The sequence below is a fragment of the Pelomonas margarita genome (assembly GCF_043555875.1).
Lineage (GTDB): Bacteria > Pseudomonadota > Gammaproteobacteria > Burkholderiales > Burkholderiaceae_C > Pelomonas > Pelomonas margarita.
Window position 1 is genome coordinate 16,246 of record NZ_JBIGHW010000014.1, and the last position, 24,961, is coordinate 41,206.

General features: G+C 68.2%; 18 protein-coding genes. 9 read left to right on the forward strand and 9 right to left on the reverse strand.

The features are described 5' to 3' along the window. The first annotated feature begins 1 nt into the window (after position 1). The 6 genes from ACG0Z3_RS19835 (at position 2) to ACG0Z3_RS19860 (ending at position 4,999) form a co-directional block, all read left to right on the forward strand. The gene (locus ACG0Z3_RS19835) at positions 2-523 is read left to right on the forward strand and encodes a TlpA family protein disulfide reductase (protein WP_394400796.1); all 522 of its coding nucleotides are present in this window, start codon (positions 2-4) and stop codon (positions 521-523) included. 109 nt (positions 524-632) lie between these two features. Further along, a complete protein-coding gene (gene aroQ, locus ACG0Z3_RS19840) occupies positions 633-1,082 on the forward strand; it encodes a type II 3-dehydroquinate dehydratase (protein ID WP_394400799.1) in 450 nt (149 codons plus the stop codon). Positions 1,083-1,140: 58 nt separating this feature from the next. Then, a complete protein-coding gene (gene accB / locus ACG0Z3_RS19845) occupies positions 1,141-1,611 on the forward strand; it encodes an acetyl-CoA carboxylase biotin carboxyl carrier protein (protein WP_394400959.1) in 471 nt (156 codons plus the stop codon). A 133-nt stretch (positions 1,612-1,744) separates the two neighbouring features. After that, positions 1,745-3,094, forward strand: coding sequence for an acetyl-CoA carboxylase biotin carboxylase subunit (gene accC / locus ACG0Z3_RS19850; RefSeq protein ID WP_394400801.1), 1,350 nt, complete (start codon positions 1,745-1,747; stop codon positions 3,092-3,094). Positions 3,095-3,134: 40 nt separating this feature from the next. Further along, positions 3,135-4,028 (forward strand): 50S ribosomal protein L11 methyltransferase, encoded by an 894-nt coding sequence (gene prmA, locus ACG0Z3_RS19855; RefSeq protein WP_394400962.1) that lies wholly within the window; start codon positions 3,135-3,137, stop codon positions 4,026-4,028. Then, positions 4,025-4,999 (forward strand): zinc-ribbon and DUF3426 domain-containing protein, encoded by a 975-nt coding sequence (locus tag ACG0Z3_RS19860; RefSeq protein ID WP_394400804.1) that lies wholly within the window; start codon positions 4,025-4,027, stop codon positions 4,997-4,999. The genes prmA and ACG0Z3_RS19860 overlap by 4 nt, the downstream gene beginning before the upstream one ends. Before the next feature lie 153 nt (positions 5,000-5,152). Here ACG0Z3_RS19860 and ACG0Z3_RS19865 read toward each other — a convergent pair whose 3' ends face one another. From ACG0Z3_RS19865 to ACG0Z3_RS19895, 7 genes are all read right to left on the reverse strand, one after another. Then, complete coding sequence (locus ACG0Z3_RS19865) at positions 5,153-5,791, reverse strand: histone (protein WP_394400807.1); 639 nt, start codon at positions 5,789-5,791, stop codon at positions 5,153-5,155. A 208-nt stretch (positions 5,792-5,999) separates the two neighbouring features. After that, positions 6,000-7,172: a ribonucleotide-diphosphate reductase subunit beta gene (locus ACG0Z3_RS19870; RefSeq protein ID WP_394400810.1), complete on the reverse strand. Its 1,173-nt coding sequence runs from the start codon at positions 7,170-7,172 to the stop codon at positions 6,000-6,002. A 156-nt stretch (positions 7,173-7,328) separates the two neighbouring features. Then, positions 7,329-10,247 carry a ribonucleoside-diphosphate reductase subunit alpha gene (locus ACG0Z3_RS19875; RefSeq protein ID WP_394400812.1) on the reverse strand — a complete coding sequence of 973 codons (2,919 nt, stop codon included), beginning with the start codon at positions 10,245-10,247 and terminating at the stop codon, positions 7,329-7,331. Positions 10,248-10,903: 656 nt separating this feature from the next. After that, positions 10,904-12,358: a sigma-54-dependent transcriptional regulator gene (locus ACG0Z3_RS19880; protein ID WP_394400815.1), complete on the reverse strand. Its 1,455-nt coding sequence runs from the start codon at positions 12,356-12,358 to the stop codon at positions 10,904-10,906. Then, positions 12,355-14,031: a sensor histidine kinase gene (locus ACG0Z3_RS19885; protein ID WP_394400817.1), complete on the reverse strand. Its 1,677-nt coding sequence runs from the start codon at positions 14,029-14,031 to the stop codon at positions 12,355-12,357. The genes ACG0Z3_RS19880 and ACG0Z3_RS19885 overlap by 4 nt, the downstream gene beginning before the upstream one ends. Then, the gene (locus tag ACG0Z3_RS19890) at positions 14,018-14,251 is read right to left on the reverse strand and encodes a PP0621 family protein (RefSeq protein ID WP_394400820.1); all 234 of its coding nucleotides are present in this window, start codon (positions 14,249-14,251) and stop codon (positions 14,018-14,020) included. The genes ACG0Z3_RS19885 and ACG0Z3_RS19890 overlap by 14 nt, the downstream gene beginning before the upstream one ends. After that, entirely contained in the window at positions 14,248-15,120 is an 873-nt protein-coding gene (locus tag ACG0Z3_RS19895) for a cytochrome C assembly family protein (protein ID WP_394400823.1), read from the reverse strand. The genes ACG0Z3_RS19890 and ACG0Z3_RS19895 overlap by 4 nt, the downstream gene beginning before the upstream one ends. A gap of 60 nt (positions 15,121-15,180) precedes the next feature. Between ACG0Z3_RS19895 and ffh the strand changes: the two genes are divergently transcribed. After that, a complete protein-coding gene (gene ffh, locus ACG0Z3_RS19900; protein ID WP_394400825.1) occupies positions 15,181-16,560 on the forward strand; it encodes a signal recognition particle protein in 1,380 nt (459 codons plus the stop codon). Positions 16,561-16,754: 194 nt separating this feature from the next. Here ffh and ACG0Z3_RS19905 read toward each other — a convergent pair whose 3' ends face one another. Further along, positions 16,755-18,806 carry a S9 family peptidase gene (locus ACG0Z3_RS19905; RefSeq protein ID WP_394400828.1) on the reverse strand — a complete coding sequence of 684 codons (2,052 nt, stop codon included), beginning with the start codon at positions 18,804-18,806 and terminating at the stop codon, positions 16,755-16,757. 190 nt (positions 18,807-18,996) lie between these two features. On the opposite strand from ACG0Z3_RS19905, the gene ACG0Z3_RS19910 reads away from it, so the two are divergent. Then, positions 18,997-19,536, forward strand: coding sequence for a hypothetical protein (locus ACG0Z3_RS19910; RefSeq protein WP_394400830.1), 540 nt, complete (start codon positions 18,997-18,999; stop codon positions 19,534-19,536). Between the two features lie 58 nt (positions 19,537-19,594). Here the strand turns inward: ACG0Z3_RS19910 and ftsY are convergent, their stop codons facing one another. Beyond that, positions 19,595-20,905, reverse strand: coding sequence for a signal recognition particle-docking protein FtsY (ftsY, locus tag ACG0Z3_RS19915; protein ID WP_394400833.1), 1,311 nt, complete (start codon positions 20,903-20,905; stop codon positions 19,595-19,597). A 124-nt stretch (positions 20,906-21,029) separates the two neighbouring features. Here ftsY and ACG0Z3_RS19920 point away from each other — a divergent pair, with 124 nt between their 5' ends. Then, a complete protein-coding gene (locus ACG0Z3_RS19920; RefSeq protein WP_394400836.1) occupies positions 21,030-24,929 on the forward strand; it encodes a beta-galactosidase in 3,900 nt (1,299 codons plus the stop codon). Positions 24,930-24,961 lie beyond the last annotated feature (32 nt).

The following is a 24,961-nucleotide window of genomic DNA, read 5'->3' on the forward strand; positions in this document are numbered from 1 at the left end:
AATGACTCCCCTCTCACGCCGACTCCTGCTGGCCGGCGCCGGCCTGGGCGCCGCCGCGCTGGGTGCCACCTATGCCTGGCGCCAGGGCAGCAAGCCGCCCCCCTCAGCGGTCGCCGAGGCCTTCTGGGCGCGCCGCTTCGCGGGCTTGGACGGCGTGGAGCTGGATGTCGCTCGCTGGCGCGGTCAGCCGCTGCTCGTCAACTTCTGGGCCACCTGGTGCCCGCCGTGCGTCAAGGAGCTGCCTGAGATCAATCAGTTCTACGGCGAAGCCAGGGGCAAGGGCTGGCAGGTGCTGGGCCTGGCCATCGATCAGGCGGAGCCGGTCAAGGCCTTTCTGAAGAAGACGCCGCTGGACTTCCCCATCGCGCTGGCCGGCGCCCAGGGCCTGTCGCTGGTGCGTGAACTGGGCAACGCGGCCGGCGGCCTGCCCTTCTCGCTGGTCTTCGACGAGCGCGGCGAGATCAGCTGGCGGCGCCTGGGCGTCACGCACCTGCAGGAACTGCGGGCACTGGCCTCAACTTGAGAAAAACCCCTATCCCCCGCGGAAATCGGCGCCAAAACGCGTAAAGTGCGCCCTTCCTCAATTTAGTGGCGACTCTCTAGACCTTTGGGTCCGGTCCGGCGCCACGTGTTTGATGCAAATTCTTGTCCTGCATGGGCCCAACCTCAACCTGCTCGGCACCCGCGAGCCCGAGGTCTACGGCTCGCAGACCCTCGCCCAGATCGACGCTGAACTGAGCGCGATCGCGGCCAATGCCGGCGCCAGCCTGACGAGCTTCCAGAGCAACCACGAAGGTGCGCTGGTGGACCGCATCCAGGCCGCGCGCAGCGACGGCACGCGCTTCATCGTGATCAACCCGGCCGCCTACACGCACACCAGCGTCGCCATCCGCGATGCGCTGGCAGGCGTGGCGCTGCCGTTCATTGAAGTCCACCTGTCCAACATCCACCGCCGCGAGCCCTTCCGCCATCACAGCTACCTGAGTGATCTGGCGGTCGGCGTCATCTGCGGCCTGGGTGCCAACGGCTACCGCCTGGCCGTGCGCCACGCCCTCGAATCGTTGGGAGCCACCGGCGCCTGATCTCCGGCACCGGTTCTCCTTTTCCTACGCCACAACAACAACATCGCCTGGAGCCATGATGGACCTGCGCAAGCTCAAAACCCTGATCGACCTGGTCTCGGAATCGAACATCTCCGAACTGGAAATCACCGAGGCCGACGGCAAGGTCCGCATCGTCAAGACCGACCCCGCAGCCGCCGTGGCCATGCAGCCGGTCTATGCCGCTGCGCCCGCCGCACCGGTCGTCACGGCCGGCGCACCCGTGGCCGCGCCGGTGGCTGCCGCCCCGGCCGCTGCCGCTGCGCCGGTCGAGACCGGTCACGTCGTCAAGTCGCCCATGGTGGGCACCTTCTACCGCGCCTCCAGCCCGAACGCGAAGCCGTTCGCCGACGTGGGCCAGACGGTCAAGGAAGGCGAAGCCATCTGCATCATCGAGGCGATGAAGATCATGAACGAGATCGAGGCCGACAAGTCCGGCACGATCACCAAGGTCTTTTGCGAGAACGGCCAGGCGGTCGAGTTCGGCCAGCCGCTGTTCATCATCGAATAAATGAAGCCCGCTCCCTACCGGCCTTGGCGCCCCGTGTTCGGGCGCACTGTCGGTGGCCTGGCAACGCCAGTGCCACCTCAGCCGCTGGATAGGGCCCTTTGCTTCGATGCGCCCCGTGCGCTGGGCAACTGCCATGTTTAAAAAAGTTCTGATCGCGAATCGCGGGGAAATCGCCCTGCGCATTCAGCGTGCCTGCCGTGAACTCGGCATCAAGTCCGTCGTCGTCTATTCCGAGGCCGACCGCGAAGCCAAGTACGTGCGTCTGGCCGACGAGGCCGTCTGCATCGGCCCCGCGCCCTCGGCGCAGAGCTACCTCAGCATGCCGGCCATCATCGCGACGGCCGAGGTGACCGACGCCGAGGCCATCCACCCCGGCTACGGCTTCCTGAGCGAGAACGCCGACTTCGCCGAGCGCGTCGAGCGCAGCGGCTTCACCTTCATCGGCCCGACCGCCGACTCCATCCGCCTGATGGGCGACAAGGTCTCGGCCAAGCAGGCCATGATCCGCGCCGGCGTTCCCTGCGTGCCCGGCTCCGAAGGCGCGCTGCCGGAGGACCCGAAGGAAATCATCAAGATCGCCCGCTCGGTGGGCTACCCGGTCATCATCAAGGCGGCCGGCGGCGGCGGCGGTCGCGGCATGCGCGTCGTCCACACCGAAGCCGCCCTGGTGCACGCCGTGCAGACCACGCGCGCTGAGGCCGGTGCGGCCTTCGGCAACCCCGAGGTCTACATGGAGAAGTTCCTGGAGAACCCACGCCATGTGGAGATCCAGGTGCTGGCCGACACGCACAAGAACGCCGTGTGGCTGGGCGAGCGCGACTGCTCCATGCAGCGCCGCCACCAGAAGATCATCGAGGAAGCGCCGGCTCCTGGCATCCCGCGCCGCATCATCGAGAAGGTGGGTGACCGCTGTGCCGCAGCCTGCAAGAAGATGGGCTACCGCGGCGCCGGCACCTTCGAGTTCCTGTATGAAAACGGCGAGTTCTACTTCATCGAGATGAACACCCGCGTGCAGGTGGAGCATCCGGTGACGGAGCTGGTCACCGGCATCGACATCGTGCAGCAGCAGATCAAGATCGCGGCCGGCGAGAAGCTTCCCTTCACGCAGCGCCAGATCGAGATGCGCGGCCACGCCATCGAGTGCCGCATCAACGCGGAAGATCCGGTCAAGTTCGTGCCCTCGCCCGGCCGCATCACGATGTGGCACGCCCCTGGCGGCCCCGGCGTGCGGGTGGACTCGCATGCGTACACGAACTACTTCGTGCCGCCCAACTACGACTCCATGATCGGCAAGATCATCGTCCACGGCGACACGCGCGAGCAGGCCCTGGCACGCATGCGCATCGCGCTCAGCGAAACGGTCGTGGAAGGCATCCAGACCAACATCCCGCTGCACCGCGAGCTGATGGCGGACGCCAAGTTCATCGAGGGCGGCACGTCCATCCATTACCTCGAAGGCTGGATGGCGGCCCACAAGCGCTGAACCGGCGTCTTGTCACGGGACAATACGCCGCATGAGCCATCTGTTTGAACTAGCCCTGGTCTGCCGCGAGGCCGACGTCGAGATCGTCAGCGATGCCCTGATGGAGATCGACGCCCTCGCGGTCTCCGTCGAGGACGCGGACGCCGACACCGAGTCCGAGCGCGCCCTCTTCGGCGAGCCCGGCATGCCCGCTCCCAAGGCGGGCTGGGAACGCTCGGTGGTGAAGGCCCTCTTCCCTGCCGAGTCCGAGGCCACCGAGGCTGCCACGCTGCTGTTGGCCCAGGACTGGGCTGCCGACGTGCACGTGCAGGCCATCCAGGCCGTGCCCGAGCAGGATTGGGTGCGGCTGACGCAAAGCCAGTTCGCCCCCGTCGAGATCACGTCCGAGTTCTGGATCGTGCCGAGCTGGCACGAGGCCCCGCCGCAGGCCAAGCGTGTCATGCGCCTGGATCCCGGCCTGGCCTTTGGCACCGGCACCCATCCCACCACGCGCATGTGCCTGCGCTGGATCGCGACGCGCGGCCAGGCCTGGCCGCGCGTGCTGGACTACGGCTGCGGCTCGGGCATCCTGGCCATCGGCGCAGCCCTGCATGGCTCGCAGGTGATTGACGCGGTGGACATAGACCCCGCTGCCGTCACGTCGTCGCGCGACAACGCCACCGCCAACGGCGTGACGCTGAACGTGGGCCTGCCGGAACTGGCCTCGGGCGAGTACCCGCTGGTCATCGCCAACATCCTGGCCACACCGCTGAAGTTGCTGGCCCCGCTGCTGTGCGCCCATGTGGCACCGGGTGGCCACCTCATCCTGGCCGGCATCCTGTCCCGCCAGGCCGATGAGCTCAAAGCCGCCTACGCGCCCTGGCTGGCACTGGACGTCAGTGACGAAGAGGACGGCTGGATCCTGATGACCGCGCACAGGCCTGCCCAGCAATGAGTCTGGCCACGCGCTGCACTGCCTGCGGCACGATCTTCCGGATCGTCGAAGACCAGTTGCGCGTCTCTGACGGCTGGGTGCGCTGCGGCCGCTGCGCCGAGATCTTCGACGCGCGCGAGTTGCTGTTCGACATCGAGCAGGAAACGCCGCCGCCCTGGCCCGCCGCCTTCGTGCCGCCACCTGCACCGGCGATGCCGGCTCCCTTGCCCCCGCCACCGCCAGTGCAGCAACCGCCGGCGCCAGAGCCCAGCTGGATGCCGCCGCCCGAGCCCGAGCCCGAGCCGCGCATCGATCCGCTGCCCACGGGATGGCCGCCGGCCGACGATCTCCGCCAGGAGCCTCGCTGGGAGGATGAGCCCCGCGACCTGCCGCCCGAGGCCAGCCAACCGGCATCGGCACCAGAGCCGGCGCTGCTGGCGTCGGAGCCCATGCCCGACACACCGGTGGCCGCGCCAGCACCCGTGCCCGAGTTCATGCGCCGGGCCGAGACCGCCGCGCGGTGGAACCGTCCTGGGGTGCGTCTGGCCCTGGTCGCCGTCAGCCTGATGCTCACGCTGCTGCTGCTGCTGCAGATCGCCGTGCATTTCCGCCATGCGCTGGCCGCGCTGCATCCGCCGCTGCGTGCCGGGCTGCAGGGCCTGTGCAGCATGACGGGCTGCGAGGTTCAGGCCTGGCAGCGCATCGAGGCCCTCAGCATCGACTCGACGTCGCTGAACCCGCTGGGCAGTGCCGGCTACAAGCTCAATCTGACACTGCGCAACAAGACGGCGGTCGACGTGGCACCGCCCTCGCTGGAGCTGAGCCTCACCGATGCCAGCGGTGCGCCGCTCGCACGCCGGGTCATCGCCCCCGAGGCCCTGCAACCGCCGTTGCAGCGGGTGAGCGCCGACTCGGAGCAGGCGCTGTCCTTTAGCTTCAGCACTGGCAGTCAGCGCGTCAGCGGCTACAGCGTCGTCGCGTTCTACCCCTGACGACTGGACCGCCGCGGCGACCCAGCTAGCCACACACGGCCATCAACCAGCCCGCCCTAGCCTCGGCAAGGGCGCAAAAAAACCCGGCATCGCTTGCGCGTGCCGGGTTTTGCGCGTCAGACAACGGGCCGCAGGGCCCGTCCAGACAAACGCTTAGGGCTTGTTGCCGGTAGGGAAGGGCCAGGCAGCTTGCGGGCTCAAGGCCGTCTTGGCGGCAGGGGCGGGAGCAGCAGCAGCAGGCTTGGCAGCCGGGGCAGGCTTGGCGGCGGCCTTCTTCGGGGCAGCAGCGGCCTTCTTGGCAGCAGGCTTCGCAGCCGGCTTGGCAGCGGCGGCCTTCTTGGCGGGCGTCGCAGCGGCCTTCTTGGCCGGAGCGGCAGCCTTCTTCGCCGGAGCAGCGGCCTTCTTCGCCGGAGCAGCAGCCTTCTTTGCCGGAGCGGCAGCCTTCTTCGCCGGAGCAGCAGCCTTCTTCGCCGGAGCAGCAGCCTTCTTTGCCGGAGCAGCAGCCTTCTTCGCCGGAGCAGCAGCCTTCTTCGCCGGAGCAGCAGCCTTCTTCGCCGGAGCAGCAGCCTTCTTCGCCGGAGCAGCAGCCTTCTTCGCCGGAGCAGCAGCCTTCTTCGCCGGAGCAGCGGCCTTCTTTGCCGGAGCAGCGGCCTTCTTTGCCGGAGCAGCGGCCTTCTTTGCCGGAGCAGCGGCCTTCTTCGCCGGAGCGGCGGCCTTCTTTGCCGGAGCGGCGGCCTTCTTCGCCGGAGCGGCGGCCTTCTTGGCCGGAGCGGCCTTCTTTGCAGTTGCCATGGTTTTCTCCTTGATCAAGTGGAAAAGTCACCGCCCTGTGCGGACCGGTCCGCGCAGATACGGCTATTCACCGTCCGAGAGTCGCTCAGGAGGAACGCCTCGGTACGGTGAATGGGATTGCCATGCAGCCCCGCCACCTCGAGGGTGTTGATGCGGGTTTCGCTCGGTGACTGCATTGGCCAGGTCTTGATCGGGTGGTGGCTGGGGTTCAATCCCAGCTCAGGGCCCCGCCCGATTGGTACTCGATGACACGGGTCTCGAAGAAGTTGCGTTCCTTCTTCAAGTCGATCATCTCGCTCATCCAGGGGAAGGGGTTCTCTTCGTTCGGGAACAGCGGGTCCAGACCGATCTGCACCGCACGGCGGTTCGCGATGAAGCGCAGATAGCCCTTGAACATCGACGCGTTCAGGCCCAGCACGCCGCGCGGCATGGTGTCCTCGGCGTAGCGGTATTCCAGCTCGACGGCCTTGAGGAACAGCGCCTTGATCTCGGCCTTGAACTCCGCCGTCCACAGCTGCGGGTTCTCGAGCTTGATCTGGTTGATAAGGTCGATGCCGAAGTTGCAGTGCATGGACTCGTCGCGCAGGATGTACTGGTACTGCTCGGCGGCGCCGGTCATCTTGTTCTGCCGACCCATCGCCAGGATCTGCGTGAAGCCGACGTAGAAGAACAGGCCTTCCATCAGGCAGGCAAAAACGATCAGCGACTTCAGCAGCGTCTGGTCCGCCTCGGTCGTGCCGGTCACGAACTCCGGCTTCATGATCGCCTCGATGAAAGGGATCAGGAACTCGTCCTTGTCGCGGATGGACTGGACTTCGTTGTAGGCGTTGAAGATCTCGCTCTCATCCAGGCCCAGGCTCTCAACGATGTATTGATACGCGTGGGTGTGGATGGCCTCTTCAAAGGCCTGGCGCAGCAGGAACTGGCGGCACTCGGGCGCCGTGATGTGGCGGTAAGTGCCCAGCACGATGTTGTTGGCGGCCAGCGAGTCGGCGGTAACGAAGAAGCCGAGGTTGCGCTTGATGATGCGGCGCTCGTCTTCAGTCAGGCCGTTGGGGTCCTTCCAGAGCGCGATGTCGCGGCTCATGTTCACTTCCTGCGGCATCCAGTGGTTGGCGCAGGTGGCGAGGTACTTCTCCCAGGCCCACTTGTACTTGAAGGGCACCAGCTGGTTGACGTCGGTCTGGCCGTTGATGATGCGCTTGTCAGCAGCCTTCACACGACGGGCCGTCGTGGCCTCACCGGACAGCTGCGGGGAAGGCATCGAGGCGCTGGTTGCTGCGTGCGTGGCTGTCGCGGACAGCGCCGCCGACGGCGTGGCCGCGAGGGGCTTCGCGGCGTGGGTATCAGTGGACTTCAGGTCTTCGTCCCAATCCAGCATGGTGTGCTTCCTATCACTTCGAATTATCTGCAGTGCTAGCGCAGTTCAACAAGAACCAGCGACTGCTATTTGCGCCATTCGCGCGAAGTTTGTTGCGCAAGGGCATCGAAAACAGCAGCGCCAACTTGTCTATACAAGTTGGCGCTGCTTCGCCAATTACTGGCAGGCCTCGCAATCGGGGTTGTCGATCGAGCAGAACTTCATGTCCGTCGCCGGCAGTTCGGGCTCGACCGCAGCCACCGGTGCGGCCGGCTGCGCCATCGCCGGTGCCGCACCAGCGGACACGGCGTTGAGCTGACCCGAGCGCGTGACCGTGCTCTTCTCGGCCTGCGTCGCGCTGATGGTGCGCAGGTAATAGGTCGTCTTCAGGCCGCGCTGCCACGCGAGCTTGTAGGTCTCGTCGAGCTTCTTGCCCGACGCGCCGGCCATGTAGATGTTCAGGCTCTGCGCCTGGTCGATCCACTTCTGGCGGCGCGCGCCGGCTTCAATGAGCCACGAGGTGTCCACCTCGAAGGCCGTCGCGTACAGCGCCTTGATGTCCTCGGGCACGCGGTCGATGCGGCGCAGCGAACCGTCGAAGTGCTTGAGGTCCATGACCATCACGTCGTCCCACAGGCCCAGCGCCTTCAGATCACGCACGAGGGACTCGTTGATGACGGTGAACTCGCCCGACAGGTTGGACTTCACCGACAGGTTGCCGAAGCAAGGCTCGATGGAGGCGTCCACGCCAATGATGTTGGAGATGGTGGCCGTCGGCGCGATGGCGACGCAGTTGCTGTTGCGCATGCCGTGCGCAGCGATGCGAGCACGCAGCGCGTCCCAGTCCATGCTCACCGAGCGGTCGACGTCGACATAGCCACCACGGGCCTCGGCCAGCAGGTCCAGCGAGTCGATCGGCAGGATGCCGCGATCCCACAGCGAGCCCTTGTAGGACGAGTAGCGGCCACGCTCCTCGGCCAGCTCGGTCGAGGCCCAGTAGGCGTGATAGCAGACGGCTTCCATCGAGCGGTCGGCGAACTCAACGGCGGCTTCGGACGCATACGGCGTGCGCAGCTGGTACAGCGCGTCCTGGAAGCCCATGATGCCCAGGCCCACCGGGCGGTGGCGCAGGTTGGAGTCACGGGCCTTCTTGACGGCGTAGTAGTTGATGTCGATGACGTTGTCGAGCATGCGCATGGCTGTGCGCGTCGTCTTCTTCAGCTTGACCTGGTCGATGGCGCCATCCTTGATGTGATGGGCCAGGTTGACGGAGCCTAGGTTGCAGACGGCAATCTCGCTGTCGTTGGTGTTCAGCGTGATCTCGGTGCACAGGTTGCTGGAATGCACGACGCCGACATGCTGCTGCGGGCTGCGCACGTTGCAGGCATCCTTGAACGTGATCCAGGGGTGGCCGGTTTCGAACAGCATCGACAGCATCTTGCGCCACAGGTCCTTGGCCGGCATGCGCTTGAACAGCTTCAGCTCGCCACGATCGACCTTGTTCTCGTAGCCGACGTAGGCTTCCTCAAAAGCCTTGCCGAACTTGTCGTGCAGGTCCGGGCAGGTCGAGGGGCTGAACAGCGTCCAGTCACCGCCCTCGATCACGCGCTTCATGAACAGGTCGGGAATCCAGTTCGCCGTGTTCATGTCGTGCGTACGGCGGCGGTCGTCGCCGGTGTTCTTGCGCAGGTCCAGGAACTCTTCGATGTCCAGGTGCCAGGACTCCAGGTAGGCGCAGACAGCACCCTTGCGCTTGCCGCCCTGGTTCACGGCGACGGCCGTGTCGTTGACCACCTTCAAGAAGGGCACGACGCCCTGGCTCTTGCCGTTGGTGCCCTTGATGTGCGAGCCCAGCGCGCGCACGGGCGTCCAGTCATTGCCCAGGCCGCCGGCGAACTTGCTCAGCAGCGCGTTCTCCTTCAGGGCTTCGTAGATGCCGTCCAGATCGTCGGCCACCGTCGTCAGGTAGCAGCTGGACAGCTGCGAGCGGCGCGTGCCGCTGTTGAACAGCGTCGGCGTGGAGCTCATGAAGTCGAAGCTGGACAGCACTTCGTAGAACTCGATGGCGCGGGCTTCGCGGTCCACCTCGTTCAGCGCCAGGCCCATGGCCACACGCATGAAGAAGGCCTGCGGCATCTCGATGCGGGTGTCCTCGATGTGCAGGAAGTAGCGGTCGTACAGCGTCTGCAGGCCGAGGTAGTCGAACTGCAGGTCACGGTCGGCCTTCAGCGCGGCACCCAGCTTGGCCAGGTCGTACTGGCCCAGCTTCTCGTCCAGCAACTCGGCGGCGATGCCCTTCTTGATGTAGCCAGGGAAGTACTCGGCGTACTTGGCCTGCATCTCGGCCTGCGTGACTTCACCGCCGATGATTTCGCGGCGGATCGTGTGCAGCAGCAGGCGGGCCGTCGCACGGCTGTAGCCGGGGTCCTTCTCGATCAGCGTGCGGGCGGCCAGGATGGAGGCCTTGTAGACCTCATCAATGGCGACGCCGTCGTACAGGTTGCGCTGCGTCTCGGCCAGCACCGGCTCAGGCTTCACATCGGCGCCGAGGTTCTCGCAGGCCGACGCGATCAGCGACTTCAGCACGCGCAGGTCCAGCGGGCGGCGCACGCCACCGTCCATCACCATGAACTGCGGTTCGGCGGCGCGTGCGGCCTCTCCCTGGGCAGCGCGCTCCTGCGCGCGGCGCTCGCGGTACAGCACGTAGGCACGGGCCACGTCGTGCTGGCCGCTGCGCATCAGGCCCAGCTCGACCTGGTCCTGCACATCCTCAATGTGGAAAGTGCCGCCGCTCGGGCGCGAACGCAGCAGCGCGCGCACGACGTTCTGCGTCAGTTGCTCGACCGTCTCGCGCACGCTGGCCGAGGCCGCGCCGCTGGTGCCGTGCACGGCCAGGAAGGCCTTCATCAGCGCGACGGCGATCTTGCTGGGCTCGAACGAGACCACGGCGCCGTTGCGGCGAATGATCTGGTAGGCCTGGTAGCCCGACAGCGAGGGAGCACCGGCGGTTTGCGCGTCGGATCCAAACGCGCCCGGAGAACCCGAGGAAAGCGTGGCAGCGGGGGCGGCCTGGCCCGAGGCGGCTTCATGCAGCATGAGGAGATCCTTTTATCGAGAAGTGACAGACAAAAGCGCGGCACAGACCCGATGAAGGATCGACGCATCGCGCGTTGCTGGAGTGGTGGTGTTTCGGCCCTGCCGGTCCATTGCCAGGCCGGCGTTCCGGCTGGTTCCTCGGGCGGGTTGTTGCGGTGGCCAAGCCACTGCAGACAGCGATTCCGAGGTGATGGTCATGGGGTCGACTGGGTCAGCAGGATATCACGAGAGAACACTATATCTAGTGCTTGACGCCGCAGGTTGGCCACATCCCTAGTGTCAACCCGGGCTTCAATTGGCATTGAAAAACGCGCGATGGCCGCTTTGCATCGATCCCATCGGGGCACGCCCGCGATGGCCCGCATGAGCATTGGCTTTGCGGCCCGAAGTGGCCCGCAAAGCCGCGCCAATGCTGGGTTTGGCACGAGGGCCCTCCCCCACGCCGAACATTCAAGCAGGGCAAATCCCAGGGCTCGCTGCCAGTGAAAAATTGCGGGCCGCTCCCGAGCCGACCCAGCCAGGCGATGTGCGGGCGACGCCATGCCTCGCGCATCACCGCCCCCTCGGGGGCCGAGGCCGGCGCGCCGTCGGCTGCGCGGTGTGCAAGACCGCCCAGGACCGCCCGCATTCAGCGAAGCGGGGCTGAGCGAGGGGCCTCAGTTGTCCCCCGCCGAGATGGCCAGCCGCGCCATCCGGTAGCGGATCTGGCGCAGCGACAGCCCCAGGCTGGCCGCCGCCGCCGTGCGGTTGAAGCGGTGCACCTCCAGCGCCCGCAGCAGGATGGCGCGCTCCACCTCATCCAGGTAGGCCGCCAGGTCGGCAGGCAATTGCTCGGGCAGCGTCAGGCCTTCCACGCGCGGCGCCGTCTGCACGGGCGTCTCCAGCGCGGCGAACTGCGAGACGCTGCCGCCGTCGTCCAGCACGGCCTCGGGCAGGCCCAGGTCCTCGGCATCGATCCACTCGCCGCCCGCCAGCGCCAGCGCACGGTGCAGCAGGTTCTCCAGCTCGCGCACATTGCCGGGGAAGGCATAGCGCGACAGCGTCTGCAGCGCGCCGGGCGTCAGCCGCGGCGTCGGCGACACGCCGGCGTCTTGCGCGATGCGCGCCAGCACGCGGTTGCTGATGAGGCCCAGGTCCTCCAGCCGCTCGCGCAGCGGCGGCACCCGGATCTGGATGACGTTGAGCCGATAGAACAAGTCCTGCCGGAAGCGGCCGGCCACCACCTCGGCGGACAGGTCCTTGTGCGTGGCGCTGAGGATGCGCACATTGACCGGGCTCTCGGCCGTGGCGCCCACCGGCCGCACCGAGCGCTCCTGGATGACGCGCAGCAGCTTGCTCTGCATGGCCAGCGGCAGGTCGCCGATCTCGTCCAGGAACAGCGTGCCACCGTCGGCCGCCTGGAAGAAGCCCTCCCGGTCCTCGTTGGCGCCAGTGAACGCGCCCTTGCGGTAGCCGAAGAACTCGGCCTCCAGCAAGTTCTCAGGAATGGCGCCGCAGTTCACGGCCACGAAACGCTGCCCGGCGCGGGCGCCGTGGTCGTGGATGGCGCGCGAGACCAGCTCCTTGCCCGTGCCGGACTCGCCGTGCACCAGCACCGGCGCCATGCTGCGCCCGACCTTGTCGATCAGCGCCCGCACTGCCCGGATGGCCGGCGATTCGCCGATCAGGCGCAGCGCGGAGGCCGGGCCCACCGACGTCACGGCCGGCACCGCCGCCTCGCTCGGCGAGGGCGCAGGCTGGCGCCCCAGCGCCGAGCCCACCACCAGGCGGAACTGGCGCAAGTCCACCGGCTTGGTCAGGTAGTCGAAGGCGCCGGCCTTCAAGGCCTCCACGGCGTTCTCGGCCGAACCGAACGCGGTGATGACAACCGCCTTCTCCAGCCGGCCCGCCTGCTCCAGCCAGCGCAGCACGGCCAGGCCCGAGCCGTCGGGCAGCTTCATGTCGGTGATGACGGCGCCGTAGGTGGTCGCCTGCAGGTGGGCCAGCGCCTCGGCGACGGAGCCGGCGCTGTCCACCTCGTAGCCCTCGCGCAGCAGGGTGAGCTCGTAGAGGGTGCGCAGGTCGGGCTCGTCGTCGATGACCAGCAGGCGGGCGGCTTGGGCAGTGCTCATGGGGCGGCGTGCGTGCGCAGAAGCACGCAGAACTCGTTGGCATCAGCGCCGCTGGCGCGGCGGAAATCGATGCGGGCGCCGTGGCGCTCGCACAGCTCGCGACAGATGTAGAGCCCCAGGCCCGAGCCCCGGCTGCGCGTCGAGAAGAAGGGCTCGAACAGATGCCGCTCCACCTCCGGCGCCACCGGCGGGCCGGCGCTGCGCACCACCAGGGCCAGGCTGTCGCCCTCGCGGCTCAGCAGCACGCGGATGGTGCCCGGGCCGTCGTCGGCATGGCGCAGCGCGTTGTCCAGCAGGTTGACGAGCACGCGGCGCAGATGCTCCGCATCGAAACGCCCCACCAGCCCGGGCGCCTCGATCTGCAGTTGGAAGCGGCTCTGCTCCCCGGCTTCCAGCCCGTTGACGACCACCCAATCCACGCAGGTCTCGTGCACCAGCTCGCTGAGGTCCAGCGCCTGCGTGTCAGGCTGCACGCCGGGCGCCAGCTCCGTCACGTCGTCCACCAGCCTTTTCAGCCGCTGCACGTTGGACGCCACCATGCGCGTCAGCGGCTCGGCGCGCAGGCCGGCCACGTCCTCGGCAATCAGCGCATTGGCCTGCGCAATGGCAGCCAACGGGTTGCGGATCTCGTGCGCGATGCCGGCCGACACGCGCCCCATCGCCGCCAGCTTCTCCTGGCGAGAGCGCGCCAGCAGCTCGCGGTTGTCCTCCACGAACAGCACGCACAGCTCCTCGCTGCCCTCGCGCTGGCGCGTGAAGCGCAGGCGCAGGCGCAGGCTGCGCATGACGCCGCTGGTCAGCGGCAGCGCGACGTCCTGCTCGCCGCCCCGGCCAGCCGCATGCGCCTGCTCCAGCGCCTGCGCCAGCGGCTGCCAGTCGGGGCGGCCGCGCAGCTGCCAGCTCAGCTCGCCGCCGTCGGCGTCGAGCAGCGTGCGGGCGGCCGGGTTCATCGCGCGCACTCGGCCACGGCGGTCCACCACCAGCACGCCCTCCTGCATCTCGTCGATGACCAGCCGGTTCAGCGACTCCTGCTGCCGCGCCAGCGCCAGACTGCCGCGCGCCGCCTTTTCCTCGCGCGCCAGCCGTGCACTCAGCTCACCGGCGAGCAGGCTGACGGCGAACAGCCCGCCGCCCACCAGGCCGGCCTGCGTCGTCTTCACGCCCACGTCCAGATCCATCAGCATGGGCCAGCCCGCCGCCGCCAGCAGCCCGAGTGTGGCCATCGCGGCAGTGGCCAGCGCCAGCCGGCGCGGGCACAGCACGGCCGCCATCAGCACCGGCATGACAAACAGCGCGCCGTAGTTGACGCCGCCCGGGTCCAGCGCATGCAGGGCCCCGAACAGCAGCATGTCCAGCCCGATCGCCGCCCACCAGTGCAGGCTGCTGATGCGCGCCAGGCTGCGAGCGCTGGCGCCCAGGCGCAGCCGCGGCAGCAGCCACAGCGCGATGGCGGCCGCAGCATAGGCGGCGCACAGCACCAGCGTCGTGCGCGGCGGCGGCGTGGACAGCGCCGACGAGATCAGCTGCGCCGCCACCAGCGCCATGCCCAGCGCGGCCCGCGCACTCAGGAAGGCGCGGTACAGGCGGTCGAACGACGCACTGCCCTCGGCCGGATCCGCCGGCAACGACTCGACGAACCAGCCGCCGCCGGCCACGGCCTCAGCGGGCTTCAAAGCTGGCCCGGTGCGCCGCGCTGCAGAAGGCGCCCCCCTTGCCGGGCAGGGCCTCGTCGACCGGCAGGTGCATGCCGCATTCGGCGCAGCGCAGCATGGCCTGGGGCCCGGCAGGCGGCGCCGGCGGCGTGCGCGCCTCGGGCTCGCGCGAACGGCCACGCCGAGCGCCCCACAGCAGCGCCAGCACGGCCAGCACCAGCAGCAGCAACAAGTACTTCATGCGCCACCACCATTGGCGCCGCGCTGCAGCAGCACCTCCAGCACGAACCGCGAGCCCACGTAGGACAGCAGCAGCATCGCCGCACCGGCGTACAGCCAGCGCGTCGCGCGCCGGCCGCGCCAGCCGTAGATGCGCCGGCCCACCAGTAGGCCCGTCAGCACCAGCCAGCCCAGCACGGCCAGCAGGGTCTTGTGATCCCACTTCCATTGCGGCGTGAACCACCAGCCCAGCAGGATGGCCAGCGACAGCACGCCCACGCCGGCCGCCACGAAATTGAACGTCAACCGCTCCAGCCGCAGCAAGGGCAGCCCGCCAGGCGTGGCGCGCTGGTGGCGCAGCCGGGCCTCGGCGCGGTTCATCAGCGCCGCGTGCAGCACTGCCACGCCGAACAAGCCGTAGGACGCCAGGCCCAGCACCCAGTGCAGCGGCGCCCACGGCGAAGCCGCCTGCGGCCGGCTATCGCCGGGGAAGCCCCAGGCCAGCAGCACTGCAGCCGCTGCCAGCCAGGCCAGAACCCGGCGCACGCTGTGCAGCGGCAGGAAACGGCTTTCAACCAGATAGACCGTCAGCACCAGCCACGCCGTCATCGACAGCGCCGGCGCAAAGCCGAAGCGAGCTCCAGGCTGAGCCAGACCGTAGCCACTGATGTCGATGAAGAGGGCGGCGAACTGTGCCGTCCAGGCCAGCGCCATAGGCGGCACCGAGCGCAGCGGCGGCCGCGTGGACGCCGCATCGTCGGCCGGCGCGCGCATCAGCCCCACCCACACATAACCCAGCAGCGCCAGAGCGCTGGCGATGGCCAACGCGACGGTGGGGGCCATCGACTGCGCGGTGGCAGCGTCTGCCAGGGGAGCGGGCGATAAACTCATGGACGCAGTGTACTTTTGGGCTGTCGCGCGTTCTGCCGACTCTGGCCCCCTTCCAACACCATGGCATCCACCCTCACCGACCGCCTGAGTCGCCTCGTCAAGACGATGCGTGGCCAGGCCCGCATCACCGAAAGCAATGTGCAGGACATGCTGCGCGAGGTGCGCATGGCCCTGCTGGAGGCCGACGTGGCCCTGCCGGTGGTGCGCGACTTCATCGCCCGCGTGAAGGAGAAAGCGCTTGGCCAGGAGGTCGTCGGCTCGCTGAACCCGGGCCAGGTGCTGGTGTCCGTCGTCCACAAGGAACTCGCCGCGACGATGGGCGAAGGCGTGGCCGACATCAACCTTGCCACCCAGCCGCCCGCCGTCATCCTGATGGCTGGCCTGCAGGGTGCTGGCAAGACGACGACGACCGCCAAGCTCACCAAGCACCTGATCGAGAAGCGCAAGAAGAAGGTGCTGACGGTCTCGGCCGACGTCTACCGCCCGGCCGCCATCGAGCAGCTCAAGACGGTGACGAAGCAGGCCGGCGGCGAGTGGTTCCCGTCCGCGCCCGACCAGAAGCCGCGCGACATCGCGCTGGCCGCGCTGGACCACGCCAGGCGCCACTACTTCGACGTGCTGCTGGTCGACACGGCCGGCCGCCTGGCCATCGACGAAGCGCTGATGGCCGAGATCAAGGACCTGCACGCGACGGTCAATCCGGTCGAGACGCTGTTCGTCGTCGACGCGATGCAGGGCCAGGACGCGGTCAACACCGCCAAGGCCTTCAAGGACGCGCTGCCGCTGACCGGCGTCATCCTGACCAAGCTGGACGGCGACTCGCGCGGTGGCGCGGCACTCTCCGTGCGGCAGATCACCGGCGCGCCGATCAAGTTCGCCGGCGTGTCCGAGAAGATCGACGGCCTGGAGGTCTTCGACGCCGACCGCCACGCCGGCCGCGTGCTGGGCATGGGTGACATCGTGGCGCTGGTGGAGCAGGTCACGCAGAGCGTGGACCTGGCCTCGGCCCAGGCTTTTGCCCAGAAGCTCAAGGACGGCAGCGGCTTCGACCTGAACGACTTCCTGCAGCAGATCGCGCAGATGAAGAAGATGGGCGGCCTCGGCGGCCTGATGGACAAGCTGCCGCAGAACATGATGGGCAACAAGCAGCCCGGTCAGGCCGACATGGACCGCGCCGAGCGCGACATGAGGCGCATGGAGGGCATCCTGCGCGCGATGACCGCCAAGGAGCGCGCCCAGCCCACGCTGCTGATGGACGGCAAGAGCAAGGCCAGCCGCAAGCGCCGCATCGCCGCCGGCGCCGGCGTGCAGATCCAGGATGTCAACCGCCTGCTGAACCAGTTCGACCAGATGCAGGGGATGATGAAGAAGATGAAGGGCGGCGGCCTGATGAAGATGATGAAGAAGATGGGCGGCATGAAGGGCCTGCCCGGGATGTGAGCCCACCCCCGAGGCGCTGACGCGCCTCCCCCTCAAGGGGGCTGAGCCCGGACACAAACAGTCCTGAGGACTGTTTGTGCCTGGCGAAGGACAAGGCCACTGGCCTTGGCAGCAGCCAGTGGCCCGGCAAAGCCGGTTCCACGGCTGCTGCTGGATGAATCGGCCTTGCGGCCTCTGTCATCCGGGGGGCTGGCCTACTTCTTCTCGGCCGCTGCCTTCAGGCCCGGCAGGAAGTCGGCGCCGTGCGCGATCTGCGCGGTGGACTGACGCACCGTCTCGCCCAGCGGCTCGACACGGCCGCCCAGGCAGTTGCCCAGGAAGCTCTCGGCAATCGCGTTGAAGCCGATGCGGTTGTTGGGCTTGGCGAAGCCGTGGCCCTCGTCCGGGTACAGCACATAGGTGACCGGGATGTTCTTGGCCTGCATGGCCTGGACGATCTGGTCTGACTCCGCCTGCTTCACGCGCGGGTCGTTGGCGCCCTGGCCGATCAGCAGCGGGCGCACGATCTGGTCGGCCTTGTACAGCGGCGACGCAGCACGCAGGATGGCCTTGCCCTCGTCGGTCGTCGGGTCGCCCATGCGGCTGTACATCTGCTTCTTGCCGGCTTCCCAGTACGGCGGGATGGTGCCCAGCAGCGTCTCCAGGTTGGACGGGCCGACGATGTCCACCGCGCAGGCGAACGTGGTCGGCGTGAACGTCAGGCCGGCCAGCGCCGCATAGCCGCCGTAGCTGCCGCCCATGATGGCGACCTTGTCCGCGCTCGTCACGCCTTGCTTGACGGCCCAGTCGACGGCGTCGATCAGGTCGTTGTGCATGGCCAGGCCCCACTGCTTGTTGCCGGCGTTCAGGAACTTCTTGCCGAAGCCCGTGGAGGCCCGGAAGTTCACCGACAGCACGGCGTAGCCGCGGTTGGCCAGCCACTGGTGCGTGCCGTTGTAGCCATAGCCGTCGCGCGCCCAGGGGCCGCCGTGCACCAGCAGCACCAGGGGCACGGCCTGCTCGGCCTTGCCGTCGCCGTTCTTGTCGGCACCCTGCGGCAGCGTCAGATAGCTGGGCAGCGTCAGGCCGTCACGGGACTTGATCTCCACCGCATGCATGGGCACCAGCGGTGCGTTCTGCAGCTCGGGCCGGGCCACATACAGCGGCGACAGCTTCTTGGCCTTGCGGTCGTACAGGTAGGTCGCGGACACCTTGGACACCGGGTCGATGCCGACGATCCACTTGTCGTCCGCGCGGGTGCGGCTGGCCACGAAGACCTCGCCCTTGCCCAGCTGTTGCTGCAGCCAGTCGAAGTCGGCCTTCAGAGACTTGTCGATGAAGTGCCACTCGGTGGTCAGGTAGTCCACCGCATAGGCCTGCACCTCGCCGGTGATGGTGTTGCGCAGCGTGGCGCCAAGGTCGGCACGGGCGTCCTGGGCGATGAGCTTGCGGGCACCGGTGGCGGTGTCCTCGGCGAACACGGCCGTGGTGTCACGGTCGCGCGAGTCCATCCAGTACAGGGTCTTGCCGTCGGCGGTGTAGCCCAGCGGGCTGGTCGCGTTGTCTTCCAGGTTGGTGCTCAAGAAAGGCTTGTCGGCCACCGCACCGTCCTTGACCTGGAAGTAGTCGATGCCGCCGGCTGCGTTCGGGCGGGCGCCCATGCGCACCTGCAGGTCCTCATCGGTCTGGAAGCCGGCGAAGCCATCGGCCTTCATGACCAGCTTGAGCTCGCCGGTCTTCAGGTTCAGCAGGTGCACGTCATGCCAGCGCGGGTCGCGGTTGTTGACACCCACCAGCACCTCGTCCACACGCTTGCGAGACGTGCCCATCATGCGCACGCGCACCTTGTCGAAGGGCGTGTAGTCGCGCTGCGCGCCGGTCTTCACGTCCACGCCGTAGAGGCGGAAGTTCTCGTCGCCGGCGTTGTCCTTCACGAACAGCAACTGCTCGCTGTTACCCGACCAGAAGTGGCCGGGGATGGGGCGGTCCTTGGAGTCGGTGACGGCCTTGGCCGCCTCGGGCTTGGCGGCAGGCGCCACCCAAACGTTCATCACGCCGTTGACGGGTGCCATCCACGACAGCCACTGGCCGTCGGGGCTGAGCTGGGCACCGGACTTCACCGGGTTGCCAAACAGGGCCGCGCGCGAGATCAGCGGCGTGTCGCCCACGGTGATGGTGGCCTTGCGGGCATCGGCCGCGAGCGCGGCCGTCGGCAGCGCGGCGGCCAGCGCCAGGGTCAGCGGAAGCAGGGTCAGAGAACGGGACATGCGAGCCTCGATCGGATGAAAAACCCGCAGCATAGGCAGTCCGGCGCCCCATGCCGTCGGTCAGGGGGCCGGCCGACGGTCATCCCTTAAGGGTTGCCGCTGAGCGCGACACAAGCGCTCACATTTGCCCCCAAGTTCGAGGGACATGGCGGCGTGGTCAAGACCCGACACGGCCGCTAGCGTGCAGCCCATGCTGAACCTCCACCTCCCCCGCGCCGTCGGTGCGCTACTGAACCGCCTGACCGGCCAGGACGGCGCACCGCTGCCCGTCGACGCCAGCGACACCGTCATGCGCTGGCCGCCCACGCCGGCACGCGTGCTCGCCAGCGGCGAGCGGCACGCCCACAAATGCATCGCGCGTGCGCTGGCACTGGAGCATCCCAAGGGTTTCCTGCTGGCCCAGGTACCGCTGCACAAGCTGGTGCGCGTGCCCAAGCAGAACTCCTACCGCGAGTGGCTGTCGCGCACCGGGCTGCTGACGGTGGACTTCGCGCTGTGCGACGAGCACGGCGTGGTGCGCGCCATCGTGCTGATGCCGCTGCCCGATGACCAGCTGCGCCCGCGCCGCAAGCGCGAGCGGCTGCTGCGCGTGCTGGAGGCCACCGGCCTGCCGGTCGCGTCGTGGGACCGTGAATGGCAGGCAGAGCACGACGCGCAGCGCCTGCGCGGCACGCTGTTCCCACGCCTGGCCGGCAGCGGCCAGTACAGCGACACGCCGCACGCGCATTGACGCCCCTCGTCCCCGACGGGGACGGCCTGCGAGCTGCCCGGCAATCGGCCCGTGAGCGTTACTCGAGCAGCGCCCTGGCGAACTCGCGCGCGCTGAAGGTTTCGAGGTCTTCCAGCTTCTCGCCCACGCCGATGAAGTAAACCGGCACGGGCCGCTCGCGCGCGATGGCCGCGAGCACGCCGCCCTTGGCCGTGCCGTCCAGCTTGGTGACGATGAGGCCCGTCAGGCTCAGCGCCTCGTCGAAGGCCTTGACCTGGTTCAGCGCGTTCTGACCGGTGTTGCCGTCCACTACCAACAGCACCTCGTGCGGCGCGCCCTCCTGGGCCTTGGTGATGACGCGCTTGATCTTCTTCAGCTCCTCCATCAGGTGGATCTGCGTGGGCAGGCGGCCGGCGGTGTCGGCGATGACGACGTCAGCACCGCGCGCGCGGCCGGCGTTGACGGCGTCGAAGGACACGGCCGCCGGGTCACCCCCCTCCTGGCTGATGATCTCCACCTGGGCGCGGTCGGCCCACACGCCCAGCTGCTCGCGGGCGGCGGCGCGGAAGGTGTCGGCAGCTGCCAGCAGCACCTTCTGGTCGGAGTCCGCCAGGTGGCGGGTCAGCTTGCCAATGCTGGTGGTCTTGCCGGCACCGTTGACGCCCACAACCATCATCACGGTGGGCGTGAAGCGCCCCACTTCCAGCCCCTTCTCCAGCGGCTTGAGCAGCTCGGCCAGCGCATCGACCAGGAGCGCGCGCACGGCTTGCGGGTCCGTAGCCTTGGCGTCCTTGACGCGGCGCTTCAGGTCATCCAGCAGGAACTGCGTGGCCTTGACGCCCGCATCCGCCAGCAGCAGCGCTTCCTCCAGCTCCTCATAGAGCTGCTCGTCAATCTTGGTGCCGGTGAAGACGCTGGCGATGCTGCCACCCGTCTTGCGCAAGCCGGCACGCAGGCGCTCCATCCAGCTGGCGCGCGGCGGCGGCGCCGGGGCGGCCACGGGCGCCGGCGGCGGCGCGACGCTGACCACGGGGGCTGGCACTGGCACTGGCACTGGCACTGGCACTGGCACCGGCACCGGCGCTGGCGCTGGCGCTGGCCTGGGCAGCGGCGCGGCGACCGGCGGCACGACAGGCGCGGCGGCCTGAACCACGGCGGGCGGCTGCTGCGGCACCGGGACGGGTGCCGGGCTGGGCGTCGACACCAGAACGGGCGCCGGGCTGGGCGCTGGCACCGGGGCTGGCGGCGCCACCACCACGGCCACTGGCACCGCCTCTGGCGCGGGCGCAGGTGCGGCCGCGGGCCTGGTAGCCCAGCCCTCGGGCAGCAGCGCCGGAGCTTCGTCGGGCACGGGCGCCGGGGCCGACTTCTTCTTGAAGAAACTGAACATAGGCCGCCATTTTCGCCTGTCGCCATGACGGCGCTGTCGAGGCCGCTTTCTCGCATGCGCTTGATTTTTTGGCGCCGGGGAACCGGGTGAAACTTCTCGAAGATCCCAGCACTCCCGGTCCGCCATGCACGCTGCCCTGCCTTCCGTCCTCCGGTCCATCCCGCTCGCAGCCCTGTTGCTGTGCGCCAGCGCACTGGCCCAGGACCTGCCCGGACAGCAACCGCCCACCGCGGTCAGCACGCCGGCGCTCCCGCTCAAGCCGGTGGTCAAGGGCGAGAAGACCTTCCTGATGTCAGCCTTCATGGCCACGTCGCAGAACAAGCTCAGCCTGTTCTCGTCGGTGGACGGCGTGAACTTCACATCGCTGGGATCCGAGGTTTACCAGCCGCCCAAGGACCTGCTGCGCGACCCGTCCATCATCCGCGCCGCAGACGGCCTGTACTACATCGCCTACACCACGAACTGGGATGGTTCGACCTTCGGCATCGCCAAATCGGCCGACCTGAAGAGCTGGTCTCACATCGGCGATGTGACGGTCAAGCTGCCCGGCATCACCAACGTCTGGGCGCCCGAATGGTTCCGCGACACGGACGGCAGCCTGCATCTGGTGATGAGCCTCTCCAAGGGCGGTACCAAGGGCCCGTTCACGGCCTACACCATGAAGGCGTTGGACGCCGGCTTCACCAAGTTCTCCGACCCGGTGCCCATGGCCGGCCTGGAAAACAACTTCATCGACACCTTCGTCGTGCAGCATGAGGGCCGCTACGTGGCCTTCACGAAGAACGAGACCACCAAGCACATCGAGTTGGCCACCGCGCCGTCGCTGAACGGGCCGTGGAAGCTGGAGAAGACCGGCGACTGGGCCGGCTGGGGCAACTGGACGGAAGGCCCGGCGCTGGTGCCCATCAAGGGTGCGGACGGCAAGCCCGGCTGGCGCATCTACTTCGACGAGTACACGACCAAGCGCTACTGGTACAGCGACAGCTTTGACGGCTTCAAGACCTGGACGCCGAAGAAGGAGCTGGGCGGCGTGTCGGGCACGGTGCGGCACTTCACAGTCATCTCGGAAGACACGGCGCAGCTGGAGCGCGCGACGGCCCCCAAGGCCAAGCCCAAGACGGTGGCCTGGGACCGCCACTCGCTGATCATCGACGGCAAGCGCGAGATGATCTTCGGCGGCGAGTTCCATCCCTTCCGCCTGCCCTCGCCCAGCCTGTGGCGCGACGTGCTGCAGAAGATGAAGGCCTCGGGCCTGAATGCTGTGGCCTTCTACTTCGCGTGGGGCTATCACTCGGCCAAGCCGGGCCACTACGACTTCACGGGCATCCGCAACGTCGAGCGTGCACTAGAGATCGCCAAGGAAGAAGGCATGTACGTCATCGCCCGCATGGGCCCGTACGTGAACGCCGAGCTGACGGCTGGCGGCTTCCCTGGCTGGCTGTTGCGCCAGCGCGCCGAGGCCCGCACCGATGCAGCCGAGTACCAGGCCGCCACCGACGAGTGGATGACGCAGATCAACGCCATCCTCGCGCGCCACCAGATCACCAACGGCGGCGGCAACGTCATCGCCTACCAGCTGGAGAACGAGCTGTTCGCGGTGAACCCCAAGAACATCCGTCACATGCAGCACCTGGCGGACAAGGCGCGCGCTGACGGCATCACCGTGCCGCTGTTCCACAACGCCGCCTCGCGCCTGCCGGACTGGACGCCCAAGAACTCCACCGCGCCCTTCGCCAACCCCGGCCCGACGGACATCTACGCCTTCGACGGCTATCCCGGCGGCGTCTGCGATGTGTTCGGCCAGCCCGGCACGCCGGCCCCGGCGCCGGACTGGGGCATCTACGGCAAGAACTTCCCGAAGGTCGGCTCGCTGGCCTCGCCCAACACACCGGGCTTTGTCGCCGAGATCGGCGCGGGCTGGTTCGACTACTGGGGCAGCAACGGCACCTACGAGTGCACGGCCAAGCGCCAGGGCCCGGGCTACCAGCGCGTGTTCTACGGCAGCAGCCTGATCAACTCGCTGACCATCCACTCCCTCTACATGGCCTTCGGCGGCACCAGCTGGGGCTGGCTTGCCGGGCCGGTGGTCTACACCAGCTACGACTACGGCTCGCCCATCAACGAGAGCCGCGCGCTGCGCGACAAGGCCTATGTGCTGCGCCAGATGGGCAGCATGGTGCAGGCCGCCACACCGGTGCTGGCCGCGCAGGACAAGGCCGAGCCCATCGACCCGGGCAATGCCAAGGTCCGGCTGTATCACAACATCAACAAGGCACTGGGCACGCATGTGCTGCTGGCCCAGCACAACCACCTGTCGGGCACCGAGGCCTTCAGTATCAAGCTGCAGACGCGCGACGGCAGCTACGCCATCCCGCAGGCCGGCAAGCTCACGCTGACGGGCCAGGACGCCAAGATGCTGTTCGCGTCCTACGCGCTGGAACGCCAGCACCTGGTCTATTCCACGTCCGAGATCCAGACCCACCTGCAGCAGGGCCTGCGCGACGTGGCGCTGCTGTACGGCCGCGACGGCGACGACGGCGAGACCGTGCTGCGCTACTCGAACAAGCCGACGGTGAAGTTCCTGCGCGGCAACGCGCAAGTGAGCTGGGATGCCAAGACAGGCGACCTGCGCCTGAACTACGCGCACAAGGGCCTGATCGAGGTGCTGATCAGCGGCGGTGGCCGCGCACCGCTGCTGCTGCTGTTGGCCGACGAGAAGACCGGCTGGGAGTTCTCGCGTCTGAAAGCTGGCGAGCACAGCGTGCTGGTGCGCAGCCCGGCCCTGATCCGCACGGCGGCCGTCACCGGCAAGACCCTGCAGTTGACCGGCGACACCACCGCCACCAGCGCCGTGCGCGCCTGGGTGCCGGACGGCGTCAACGCGCTGAGCTTCAACGGCCGGGCCCTCGCGGCCGGCGCGCAGGACAGCAGCCTCGTGGCCCGCGCCACGCTGCCCGGCCCCGATGCCGTCACGCTGCCCGACCTGATGCAGGCAACGTGGACACGCCGCTTCGACTCGCTGGAAGCCGACCCGGCCTTCGACGACAGCGCCTGGCGCAAGACGGACGCGCCCGTCTCCGCCGCCAACGTCTACACCGCCACCGACAAGGGTCAGCCGGTGCTGGCCATGAGCGACTACGGCTTCCACCATGGTGACGTCTGGTACCGTGGACGCTTCAAGACCGCCGACGCCCAGGCGCTGCAACTGGAACTGTTCTTCGGCGGCGGCGGCGCTGGTGTCATCCAGGTCTGGGTGAACGGCAAGTTCATCGGCCAGCAGGATCACGACACCGGCCGCCCCTTCCCCGAGACGACCGACACCTTCCGCGCGACGCTCAAAGACCTGCCGCCCGGCGAGCACGTCATCGCCGTCGTCGTGCGCAACAACTCGCACAACTGGGACCTGTTCGCCGACGACGTGCACAAGGAAGCCCGTGGCCTGATCTCCGCCTCGCTCACGCCCAAGGGCGGCCAGCGTTTCGGCACGCCCATCGCCTGGAAGATCCAGGGCAACAAGGGCGGCGAGGACATCGCCGACCTCGTGCGCGGCCCCATGAACAACGGCGGCCTGCACGGCGAACGCATGGGCTGGCACCTGCCCGTGGACCCGGCCAAGCCGCAGAAGGACTGGGCAGCCACCGCCGTGGGTGCGGCACCGCCGGCCCCGGGCACCTACTGGCTGCGCACGAACTTCAAGCTGGACATGCCGGCCGGTCACGACGTGCAACTGGGCCTGGCCTTTGGTGACACGACCAAGCCGCGCTCGACACGCGAGAACCGCGCGCTGATCTTCGTGAACGGCTGGAATCTGGGCCAGTTCATCGCTCACATCGGCCCGCAGCGCACCTTCGTTCTGCCGCCCGGCATCCTCAATCCCAACGGCGACAACACGCTGACGCTGGCCGTCACGACCGATGGCGACGCCGCCAACGCGCTGGAGCCGGTCAAGCTGGTCCCGCTGGCCGTGTCACGCGGCGGCGTGCCGCTGGAACCCGTGCCGCAACCGCGTACCCTGCAGCGCTGAGCTGCGCCCCGACCCTCAAGCAGTACCCGAGA

What these genes read in the sequence shown, in the direction of transcription:
- ACG0Z3_RS19835 (WP_394400796.1), top strand. Translation starts at nt 2, where the DNA reads ATGACTCCCCTCTCACGCCGACTCCTGCTGGCCGGCGCCGGCCTGGGC.
- accB (WP_394400959.1), top strand. Translation starts at nt 1,141, where the DNA reads ATGGACCTGCGCAAGCTCAAAACCCTGATCGACCTGGTCTCGGAATCG.
- accC (WP_394400801.1), top strand. Translation starts at nt 1,745, where the DNA reads ATGTTTAAAAAAGTTCTGATCGCGAATCGCGGGGAAATCGCCCTGCGC.
- ACG0Z3_RS19860 (WP_394400804.1), top strand. Translation starts at nt 4,025, where the DNA reads ATGAGTCTGGCCACGCGCTGCACTGCCTGCGGCACGATCTTCCGGATC.
- ACG0Z3_RS19865 (WP_394400807.1), bottom strand. Translation starts at nt 5,791, where the DNA reads ATGGCAACTGCAAAGAAGGCCGCTCCGGCCAAGAAGGCCGCCGCTCCG.
- ACG0Z3_RS19870 (WP_394400810.1), bottom strand. Translation starts at nt 7,172, where the DNA reads ATGCTGGATTGGGACGAAGACCTGAAGTCCACTGATACCCACGCCGCG.
- ACG0Z3_RS19875 (WP_394400812.1), bottom strand. Translation starts at nt 10,247, where the DNA reads ATGCTGCATGAAGCCGCCTCGGGCCAGGCCGCCCCCGCTGCCACGCTT.
- ACG0Z3_RS19880 (WP_394400815.1), bottom strand. Translation starts at nt 12,358, where the DNA reads ATGAGCACTGCCCAAGCCGCCCGCCTGCTGGTCATCGACGACGAGCCC.
- ACG0Z3_RS19890 (WP_394400820.1), bottom strand. Translation starts at nt 14,251, where the DNA reads ATGAAGTACTTGTTGCTGCTGCTGGTGCTGGCCGTGCTGGCGCTGCTG.
- ACG0Z3_RS19895 (WP_394400823.1), bottom strand. Translation starts at nt 15,120, where the DNA reads ATGAGTTTATCGCCCGCTCCCCTGGCAGACGCTGCCACCGCGCAGTCG.
- ffh (WP_394400825.1), top strand. Translation starts at nt 15,181, where the DNA reads ATGGCATCCACCCTCACCGACCGCCTGAGTCGCCTCGTCAAGACGATG.
- ACG0Z3_RS19905 (WP_394400828.1), bottom strand. Translation starts at nt 18,806, where the DNA reads ATGTCCCGTTCTCTGACCCTGCTTCCGCTGACCCTGGCGCTGGCCGCC.
- ACG0Z3_RS19910 (WP_394400830.1), top strand. Translation starts at nt 18,997, where the DNA reads ATGCTGAACCTCCACCTCCCCCGCGCCGTCGGTGCGCTACTGAACCGC.
- ftsY (WP_394400833.1), bottom strand. Translation starts at nt 20,905, where the DNA reads ATGTTCAGTTTCTTCAAGAAGAAGTCGGCCCCGGCGCCCGTGCCCGAC.
- ACG0Z3_RS19920 (WP_394400836.1), top strand. Translation starts at nt 21,030, where the DNA reads ATGCACGCTGCCCTGCCTTCCGTCCTCCGGTCCATCCCGCTCGCAGCC.